8 protein-coding genes are annotated in these 9585 nt (G+C 52.4%); 2 read left to right on the top strand and 6 right to left on the bottom strand.

Going from position 1 to position 9585, the window contains the following annotated elements; genetic code table 11:
- The 3 genes from ACWIUF_RS14600 to ACWIUF_RS14590 form a co-directional block, all read right to left on the bottom strand.
- A partial coding sequence (locus ACWIUF_RS14600) for a cation-translocating P-type ATPase (protein ID WP_448573201.1) occupies positions 1–2441 on the bottom strand: 2441 nt, incomplete at its 3' end.
- A 341-nt stretch (positions 2442–2782) separates the two neighbouring features.
- Entirely contained in the window at positions 2783–3379 is a 597-nt protein-coding gene (locus tag ACWIUF_RS14595) for a Uma2 family endonuclease (RefSeq protein WP_448573200.1), read from the bottom strand.
- 155 nt (positions 3380–3534) lie between these two features.
- On the bottom strand, positions 3535–4128 hold the full coding sequence (locus ACWIUF_RS14590) for a Uma2 family endonuclease (protein ID WP_448573199.1): 594 nt from the start codon (positions 4126–4128) through the stop codon (positions 3535–3537).
- 225 nt (positions 4129–4353) lie between these two features.
- On the opposite strand from ACWIUF_RS14590, the gene ACWIUF_RS14585 reads away from it, so the two are divergent.
- Positions 4354–4611: a UPF0175 family protein gene (locus tag ACWIUF_RS14585; protein WP_448573198.1), complete on the top strand. Its 258-nt coding sequence runs from the start codon at positions 4354–4356 to the stop codon at positions 4609–4611.
- Between the two features lie 281 nt (positions 4612–4892).
- Here ACWIUF_RS14585 and ACWIUF_RS14580 read toward each other — a convergent pair whose 3' ends face one another.
- From ACWIUF_RS14580 to ACWIUF_RS14570, 3 genes are all read right to left on the bottom strand, one after another.
- Complete coding sequence (locus tag ACWIUF_RS14580; RefSeq protein ID WP_448573197.1) at positions 4893–5795, bottom strand: S1 family peptidase; 903 nt, start codon at positions 5793–5795, stop codon at positions 4893–4895.
- Between the two features lie 138 nt (positions 5796–5933).
- Positions 5934–6911: a S1 family peptidase gene (locus ACWIUF_RS14575; protein ID WP_448573196.1), complete on the bottom strand. Its 978-nt coding sequence runs from the start codon at positions 6909–6911 to the stop codon at positions 5934–5936.
- Positions 6912–6914: 3 nt separating this feature from the next.
- Positions 6915–7553 (bottom strand): COP23 domain-containing protein, encoded by a 639-nt coding sequence (locus ACWIUF_RS14570; RefSeq protein WP_448573195.1) that lies wholly within the window; start codon positions 7551–7553, stop codon positions 6915–6917.
- 204 nt (positions 7554–7757) lie between these two features.
- Between ACWIUF_RS14570 and ACWIUF_RS14565 the strand changes: the two genes are divergently transcribed.
- Entirely contained in the window at positions 7758–9467 is a 1710-nt protein-coding gene (locus ACWIUF_RS14565; RefSeq protein WP_448573194.1) for a hypothetical protein, read from the top strand.
- The last annotated feature ends 118 nt before the right edge of the window (positions 9468–9585 follow it).

Genomic DNA, 9585 nt, shown 5'->3' with positions numbered 1-9585 from the left:
ATCAGGCTCCCCACCCAGATAATGTCACGCCCCACCCCCCGGCTAAACACACTTTCATTCGGGGGATAGGGTGGACGCCGCATCACATTACTTTCCGCCGGCTCCACACTCAATGCCAGAGCCAGCAACCCATCTGCCAATAGGTTAATCCACAAAATTTGGGTGGGCCGCAGGGGCAGCGGCAGCGCCAGCAAAGGTGAGAGCAGCATGATCACCACACCACTGGTATTCCCCGTTAGGTTATAGCGAATAAATTTGCGAATATTGTCATAAATGACCCGCCCCTCTTCAACCGCCGCCACGATCGTTGCAAAGTTATCATTCAGCAGCACCATATCCGCCGCCTCCTTTGCCACATCCGTTCCCGTGATCCCCATCGCCACGCCAATGTCCGCCTTACTCAGGGCCGGCGCATCGTTCACCCCATCCCCCGTCATCGATACAATATGGCCACGATTTTGCAACGCCTCCACGATCGCCAACTTTTGCTGCGGCGACACCCGTGCATAGACCGCCACGACCTCCACCTGCTGCTCCAGTTCCGCCAGGGATAGCTTATCGAGTTCTTGACCCGTGAGATACCGACCATTCTGGGCAATTTCCAGGTCTTCGGCAATGTGTCGTGCCATCAATGGGTGATCACCCGTAATCATCACCGTCCGAATCCCCGCCCGGTGACAGGTTTGCACCGCCGTTTTGGCCTCCGGACGGGCCGGATCGAGCATCCCCACCAGTCCGACAAAGATGAGATCCTGCTCTAGGGTGACTTCTTGCCCTGGCAACGGTAGCGTTTGCACTGGCCGGAAGGCAACACCCAGGACACGGGTACCTGAACTCGCCAGGCGATCGTTGCGCCCCCGGATCTGCTCATCCCATTCTGGCGTTAGTGGCTCGGTGCAGTCATCCACCCACACCTGGTTACAAATTTGCAACAGCCCATCGACAGAGCCTTTTGTGAACGCCAAATACGGCGTTTGGATCAGCGAACTGAGCCGGGGCAGCAGCCGTGAGGAGGGATTGTCACATTTCCACTGCTCACCTTCTTGTTCAATGCGATGAATCGTGGTCATCCGCTTACGATCGGAATCAAAGGGCGCTTCCGCCTGCCGGGGTAGTAGTTCCTCCAACTCCTCCTTATCTAGACCCAGGCGATCAGCGGCAACGACTAGGGCAATTTCAGTGGGGTCCCCGATCGCCTTGGGTACGTCTGAATCCGGGCGTTGGCCATCAGCGGGGAGATCAACGTCATCAGGAACCAGGGCATTATTACAGAGCGCACAGCCCACTAAGGTCAGCGCCATTGGTTCCGGGAGTTGGGTCCCTTCTCCGGGGTGAAAAATGGATTTATTGCCATCTAGGCGGGAGGTAATTTCGGCAAAGGTTTCCCGCAGATCTACCCGTTGTCCAGCTAGGGATAGGATCGTCACCGTCATGCGATTTTCGGTCAGAGTGCCCGTTTTATCGGAGCAAATCGTGGTCACTGATCCCAGAGTTTCCACCGCCGGGAGTTTCCGGATCAACGCCTTGCGTTTCAGCATTCGCCGCGACCCCAAGGCCAAGGCGATCGTCACCACAGCGGGCAAACCTTCAGGAATAATGGCAACAGCAAGGCTGACAGCGGTCAAAAACATCTCTTCAACGTTTTCACCCCGCACGATGCCAAAGCCAAAAATCACCGCCACGAGGGCCAGGGCCATCAGCGCCAGACGGCGTCCCAATTGATCCAAGCGACGTTGGAGGGGGGTGGCTTCCGGTTCAACCGAATGCAGCGAGTCAGCAATTTTGCCCAACTCCGTACTCATGCCCGTTTCTGTCACCACTGCCCGTCCGCGACCATAGGTGACGATCGTGCCCATAAACACCATATTGTGGCGATCGCCTAGGGGCAAACTGTCCCCCGTCAGCGTTGCCACACTTTTCTCCACCGACTCCGACTCCCCCGTAAAGGCAGACTCCTGGGTGCGCAGGTTGGTACATTCCAGCAAACGGGCATCGGCAGGGACTTGGTCCCCGTCCTCCAGTTGGATAATGTCCCCTGGGACAAGTTCACTCGCCACCACCTCTTGCCACTCACCGTCCCGCCAAACTCGCGCCTTGGGCACCGCCATTTTTTTCAGCGCGGCAAAGTCCTGTCCTGCCTTATATTCCTGGGTAAAGCCGAGCAGACCGTTAAAGATCACGATCGCCATAATCGCCGCTGCATCATTGAAATCAGCCAGCAGCCCTGAGATGACCGCCGCCACAATCAAGACCAACACGGTGGTGGCAGTAAATTGCTCCCACAGCATGATCCAAGGACTTTTGGGAGGGTGTTCTTGGAGTTCATTTTTGCCGTAGCGGACTAAGCGCCGACTGGCTTCTGCCCCACTTAAGCCAGTGTCGATACGGGTATCTAATTGGTGCAATACGATCGTGGGTTCAAGCTGATACCAGGTGGTCATGGGTGCACCCCTTGTGTAATCCAGTTAGCCGGCTTGTTGCCATCTGCAATCGGGCGTGAACACGTTGTCCAATGCCGAACTATCCAAGGCTGCATTGCCCAGGCCATGTTGCCCAGGCCACAACGGGGGCCACTGTTTGTTTCTGGGGTAAGCAATCCGGTACGGGGAAATTGGGTAGATGGGATTATGGCACACAGCGCACCAACGATGTATGGACGCCAATCTAAAGTTTTTATATACAGCTTGCGGCCTTGAAGGGGGAACTGGGGGTTGGCGGGCGATCGCTAATGGAAGCCTGGGAATGGCGATAGCTTCCGGTCATGGCTGGCACAGGAGACAAGTCATTCCGATTCTAACGGGTTGGCGAGAATGCCACTTAAGTCAAGACTAAAGCCTGGGAGGAGGCTTTCCCCCGACAGGATGACTGGATTCATTAACAATTCAGGATCTTGCTGGGCACGGTAGATTTCCACGGTTTGGGTTTTGGGATCAATCAACCACCCCAGTTGCAGGCCATTGTCTTGATACTCACACATCTTAGCCCGCACGTCTGCTAACTCATCGCTGGGGGAACGCAGTTCGATCGCGAAATCGGGACAGAGGGGGATAAATTTCTGGCGTTGTTCCGGAGTTAGGGCCAGCCAGCGATCGCGCCTCACCCAAGCGGCATCGGGCGCACGAATGGCTCCATTGGGTAACTTGAATCCAGTTGAGGAGTCAAAGATGCGGCCTAATTGGGTGGATTGATTCCATTGCCACAGTTGCCCAATGAGGCCAGCATTCCTCTCACCCGTTTCGCCGCCAGTGGGGGGCATAATAATCAATTCTCCGCGTGCCGATCGCTCTAGCCGCAGGTCGCGGTTATGCCGACAGATTTCCTCAAACTGTTCGTCGGTCAGTTCTAGGGTCGGTTGGAGGGCGATCGCGAGTGTACTCATAGGTAGGGCGATGACTTCTGGTCTGGGCTGAGGTATTAGCGACCCATGCTCAGTAGATGACAAATTGAACGTGGGATAGCCGTCTCGGCTGTCTCAGGGGCAGGCAGGATGCCTACCCCACAATTGTTTTTTGATGTTTTTTGATCTACTGATACTTAGAATTCTAACGGGTTAGTGAGAATCCCAGTCAAATCGAGGCTAAACCCTGGGAGGATGGGTTCTCCCGATAGACTTGCCGGGTTCATCACTAATTCAGGAGCTTGCTGGGCACGGTAGATTTCGACGGTTTGGGTTTTCGGATCAATCAACCAACCCAGTTGCAAGCCATTGTCTTGATACTCGCGCATCTTAGCCCGCACCTCTGCTAACTCATCGCTGGGGGAACGCAGTTCGATCGCAAAATCGGGACAGAGGGGAATAAATTTCTGGCGCTGTTCCGGAGTTAGGGCCAGCCAGCGATCGCGCCTCACCCACGCGACATCGGGCGCACGAATGGCTCCATTGGGCAACTTGAATCCAGTTGAGGAGTCGAAGGCAACACCTAATTGACTTTGCTGGTTCCACACAAACAGGTCTGCGCCTAACTGGAGATTTCGTCGTCCGGTTTCTCCTCCGGTGGGGGGCATGATAATCAATTCTCCGCGTGCCGATCGCTCTAGCCGCAGGTCACGGTTATGCCGACAGATTTCCTCAAACTGCTCGTCGGTCAGTTCTAGGGTCGGTTGGAGGGCGATCGCTAAGGTCGTCATCGTGGTTTTAGTAACGCTTAACTACCGTTGTAGCGGTCTCAGGTGGCTGGGTCAAGCAAACAGGGGAATGCATTCAGCAGGGCATCTTTCCGCAGGCCCCTAGCCAAAACCGGTCCCGAACCTCTACGATCGCCCTTAACCCCCAATTTTCCCCTCTCCTGCCGTAAACCCTGCCTATAGTGATCGACTTGTCTCAAATCTGGCTGTCAATACAGACAATAGCTTATGATTACCATCTCTCTTGAACTACCAGAGACAATTTTTTCCTCCCGTCGTAAGTCTCCCGAAGAATTTGTACAAGAGATGCGCCTTGTCGCTGCCATTAAATGGTATGAAATGGGTGAAATCTCTCAAAGTAAAGCGGCTGAAATTGCTGGAATTACTAGGTCTGAACTTTTAGATGCGTTTGCTCACTATAAAGTTGATTTTATGCAATATACTGAAGCAGAATTACAAGCAGATCTGGATAATGCCGAATCGTAAAGCCATTATTAATACTTCACCATTGCTTGCTCTTTTCAAAAGTAACCAAGCCAATCTCCTCCCTCAAGTCTTTGCAGAGATTCTAGTTCCTGGAGGCGTTTTGACAGATTGAAGGTCTTAGCCCCAGCCTAGACTCACTCCAAAAGGCAGGTCTATATCTTTCAGAAGATCTCATCAAAAAGCTTTTAAGGAAAGTAGGGGAGCCTTAGTCGCGATCGTGACTCCCCAGCAACAGCTAGATGAAATTCTCCCCAACCAGATCCTATTGCAAAATTGATTTCCTAAAAACGCAGGCCAGGAACCCGAATTGGGACGATTTGTTGAATAATGCCTAAGCCAATGCCGAGCGCAAAATTATCAAACCAACTGTTGACTTCCTGTTTGGAGGGTTGGGTAGCTTCGACATTATCGGGGGGTTTGTTGTCGATTTTCAGAGAGGCAATTTCAACGCCCGCTACCCGAGTGGATGACCGGAAAAGATTGATCGGCACGGCAGCATTAAAGCCGGTTTTAATTTCTTCGGTGTCCCCACCTGCTTCTGTCACTACCCCAGATCGATCGCCCTGGCCATGAATCCCCACAACCCGACCGCTGACATCAAACACGGGTCCGCCACTCATGCCTCGGCGGGTGACGGCATCATAACGGAGGGTGTAGCCGTTGGGGCGGCGATCGGGGCGGCTGGTGACTTGACCGGCGGTAAATTCGTATTCCCGTTCGCCATTATTTTCAATGGATTGGGGATAGCCGGAAATATAAATGCCAGAGCCGATCGTGGCTTCGTCGGAGTTGCTAATCGGGGCAACGGGATATTCGTCGCTGCTTTCAAAGATGACGATGGCTAGATCCGGGTCACTTTCGCTGCGTTGCAAGTTGACAACTGACTGGACGGGATAGCTTTTTTTGCGGCTGGTATAAATGCTGTATTCTGTGCCGCCATTGCTAACCACATGGTTAGCGGTGAGGACGGTGTAGGTTTTGCCGCTGCGGGCGATGATCACGCCGGAGCCGCCGTAGTCGTTACCGAGGGCATTATCAATACGGACGGTGGTCGGGATGGCAATTTGGGCGACTTCTCTGGCGGTTTTGGCCATTGCGGGTTGGGTAATGACGATCGCGGCGATCGTGGCAGTACCCGCTAAAATTCCGGTTAGGGACTGGGCTTGCCAACTGGATCGGCTCATAACAGAACTCCTCAAGATTAAATAGAAAACAATCGGTTCAAGCTGATACAAATGGAATCGGACTCAGTTAAGTTTGGAAAAGGGAATGTTCAGATCACTAGAGTTATCGGCTACTGGGTGTATGCCACTTTTCTCCCCTCACCCTAAATCCCTCTCCCACAAGGGGAGAGGGACTTTGACTGGCTCCCTTTGTGGGAGAGGGACTTTGACTGGCTCCCCTTCATCCCTACTGGGGGAAGGCGTTGGGGGATGAGGGGGAAATTGCCAGGACTGGGATGCTCCCCGACGACTCATCGCCGGGAAAAACTGGAGATAGGTGGAGATGGGAATCCCCCAACTGGCGTTGAGCATTTGTTCCAAGAGGGCTGGATCGGGTTCGCTGCCGTCTTCAAAGGCATAGACCCCAAAGCCGGGATCGCGGTGTTTGCGGCGACCGTTAATACCCACTAATAAGCCTTGGCTGTTGAAAATAGGGCCACCACTCATGCCAATCACCACATCATTGCTATAGCCGAGGCGATAGCCCTGGGCAAGGGATTTGGTGGGGAGAAGGGAGACGACACCCTGACTCATTCGTAAGTTCTGAATACCCTGATCAAAGGTTGGGTTAAGGCTCTGGCCTTGATACATGGGAAAGCCTGCGGCGTAAACGGTTTCACCGATATAAATGGGGTCGGTTTTGAGGGGGGCCGTCCGGTAGGGAATAGAACTTGCGAATTGCACGATCGCTAAATCCGTATTCCCCAATTGGCGCGGCGATCGCAGTAACCCATAGCGGCGACCGTCGGGGGTGAGCAGGGTATGGCGATCGTTAAAGGCGACGACATGCCAACCGGTGAGCACGGTATAGATAGACCCCTGGCGCTGGATGATCACGCCGGAACCGGAGGCCCCGTTCGTGAGCAGGCGCACGGTGGTTTGGCGAGCAAGGTTGGTGATGCTGGCCAGTTGGAGATCTGGGGGGTTGGCGTTAATAGACCAAGGTTGAGCAACGGGTTGGGCAACGGGTTGGGCAAGCAGGGGAGGGCTGGACACGCCAAGAAACAGGGCAAGGCCCAGTCCCAGCCTCGCCCCTGGCCATTGGGGTGGTCGTGGCGGTAGCGGCGATCGCGCCATTGCTTATAACTCCCTCATGCCACCGCTGGAGACGGGTTGGGGAGAACTGGGGACGGTAGGTTGATAGGTCTGGCTGGGGGTAGGTAGGGGGTTGGTGGTGGGGCGGGCGTTGGCTCTGGCCTCGTCAGCGTCGAGGATAGCACCGACATTAATGTAGGGAATGCTGCCGCTTTCGTTGAGGGCGGGTGCTCCCAATTGACCTTCTCGCAGGGCAAGGAAGTTATGGAGGGTGCGCACGGCGTCTTGACCGGGGCGGAGGGTGTAAATCAGGTTTTCGCAGCGGCCATTGACTTGGCTGGCGGTACACATGACGCGCTGGCCGTTCATGATGCCGACGGTGACGTATCTAAGGCTACGGGCTTGGCGATAGTTTTCTAAGCGGGCGCTGACTTGCTGGCAACGGGTGAGGGGGTCGTAACCGGCACCCGTGAAGACATGGGAGCGCCAGTTAATCCAGAGTTCTCGTCCGCCTTCGGAGTTTTGGTAGAGGGTGGCGGGGGCACCGTTATTGTTGCCACACCAGAAGCCGCGTTGACCGGGGCCGGGTTGGGCTGGGCTGGCTTGGGTACTGAGTATGAGGCTGCTTAGGGTAAGGCTGGCAAGGGTGATGAGCGATCGCGGACTAGGACGAAGGGGCTTCATGGTTGCTAATGGCTCCTAAATGTCAGGAATATTTAACGTTGAAGCGGGTCTAGCGATGCTTAGGGATGCTTCGATCCCATAGTTCCCAGTTTAGCGGGGAAAGGTATCAAAGATAAAATTTTGTAATGGTGTGGGGTTAAGGCTCAGGGGAATCTGATATACAAGGTCTATTCGCTCCGACTTCATTTTCACTGGAGTTTTCCTATGCGCCAGGTTCGTCGCTTCTGGTTTCTGGCTATTGGTTTCTGTACGGCGATCGTGGCGTATCTGTTGACGCCGGGGCAGTGGCTGAATCGGCTGGTGGCGGTGGCGCTGTGTACGGTGCTGACAACGGATCAAGTATGTTTGCCGCACGGGATGACGGGTCGGGCGGTGGCGGCGATGCCGAGGGTTGAGGTGGCGCAGGCTGAGGCTGGGTTGGTGGCGCAGCAGGCTGATGATCGGTTAATAGCGCAGCGATCGAGTGAGTTTGATGATGTGCCGGTGACACCAGCCCCTTCTAATACTGTCACTCCACCTCCCTACCCCTCCGATCCCGGCCCCAACTTCCCTGTCCGCCGCCCTGATTTTGATGATAATAATACGTATCAAGGGTACGAGGGGGAAGCCATTGAGATCAACTTAGGCCCTATAAATCAGTCAGGACAAGATCTTTGGATTTTAGCTGCATACGAAAGCTTAGACAGCCAAAATCCTCTCCTTTTATTTCCTGTAAATCTAAAACTTGAAGATCTACCTAACTACAACCAAGCTTCCGCATCATCTCAAGGTAATGTTGAGTTGGTTTTTGACGAGGAAAATTCTACTCTTCTTTCATATAGTCAGGATTCCAATCAATCTTTTATTGCTGCGATTCTTCAAGACACAAGAGATGAAAATAATAAATTATATCTATTAGCTATTCCTTTAGGAAGGGGAAACACAGTAAATACTATCAAGAGTAAATTCATATCAAAAAATCAGTATTCCATCTCAATCTCAAAGCAGCAACTTGCTCGAATCCCTGAATCAGAAAGAACCAGCGCTGCCAGGAATGAGACACTAAAGTGGAAAGATAATGTTCGAAATAATCAGAATGAGTATCTTAGGAATAATCGGAATCTAAATTTTATTAAAAAAATAATTCCCCCTAAATATAGGCCATTGGTAGTATCAGGTAGTAAATTTTTAGGGAAAGTCGCGAAGGCGCTACCTGCCATTGTTGCCGTAGCCACTCTTCTAGCAGCGACAGAATGGGCATTTAGAAATCCTCAAACCTTTAGTAGGTGTATTAGTTCTACAAGATGTCGTAATAGTTTGGCACCTGCTGTTATAAGTAGTCTATGGAAGGCTGGTTCAGATCCAATTGATTTTTTAAGCGATACTATACTTAGCCAACCTACTACATCTAGCCAAGCTACTACTCAACCTTCACTTGCACAGTCTCACGGGAATGGGAGTGGGCAATGTGGAGAAGAGCAGGTGAGTGGTGGGCAAGCAGGTGACAGAAGGAGGATTCAACTTACTTCTAATAGGGGAACAGTCAGTATTTCCTATGAGCATTATGACGTACCTGACAGGTTACAGGTTATTTACGAGGGTAAAACAGTTATTGATACTGGTTTTGTGCCAAATACTGGCAATGCTTCATTTAACTTGCAAGGGCAAGCAAACTTTGTAGATGTAGTAGTGACAGGTAACCCTCAGCAATCAACTACTGAGTGGAATTACACATTGTCATGCCCTCAACAGATCCAACAACCTGGGCAACCTGAACCTGGACAGGACAGATTTTTTGATGCCACTCTAAGTCAATCTGAGATTCCATACAATAGCTCAGCAATACTAACGGTTCGATATGTGAATCCTGATAACAACAGCACTAGTATTGAAATCACGAGTAGTAGCTTTAGAGGCAGAAGTGTTGAAAGTTAGGTTAAGCGATGGAAAAAAGGGACAGAATGCAGTATTCTGTCCTCTAACAAATAAAAAATGATGTTCTATGATAGCCTCATTCCCGAAGCTTGTCAAATTGATCTTGAAGCAGCTTTGT

It is taken from the genome of Trichothermofontia sp. (assembly GCF_053493415.1).
This window is presented reverse-complemented; position numbering and strand designations above follow the sequence as displayed.

Bases quoted from the DNA above. Each gene is read 5' to 3' on its own strand.
- ACWIUF_RS14595 (WP_448573200.1), bottom strand. From the start codon at position 3,379: ATGAGTACACTCGCGATCGCCCTCCAACCGACCCTAGAACTGACCGAC.
- ACWIUF_RS14590 (WP_448573199.1), bottom strand. From the start codon at position 4,128: ATGACGACCTTAGCGATCGCCCTCCAACCGACCCTAGAACTGACCGAC.
- ACWIUF_RS14585 (WP_448573198.1), top strand. From the start codon at position 4,354: ATGATTACCATCTCTCTTGAACTACCAGAGACAATTTTTTCCTCCCGT.
- ACWIUF_RS14580 (WP_448573197.1), bottom strand. From the start codon at position 5,795: ATGAGCCGATCCAGTTGGCAAGCCCAGTCCCTAACCGGAATTTTAGCG.
- ACWIUF_RS14575 (WP_448573196.1), bottom strand. From the start codon at position 6,911: ATGGCGCGATCGCCGCTACCGCCACGACCACCCCAATGGCCAGGGGCG.
- ACWIUF_RS14570 (WP_448573195.1), bottom strand. From the start codon at position 7,553: ATGAAGCCCCTTCGTCCTAGTCCGCGATCGCTCATCACCCTTGCCAGC.
- ACWIUF_RS14565 (WP_448573194.1), top strand. From the start codon at position 7,758: ATGCGCCAGGTTCGTCGCTTCTGGTTTCTGGCTATTGGTTTCTGTACG.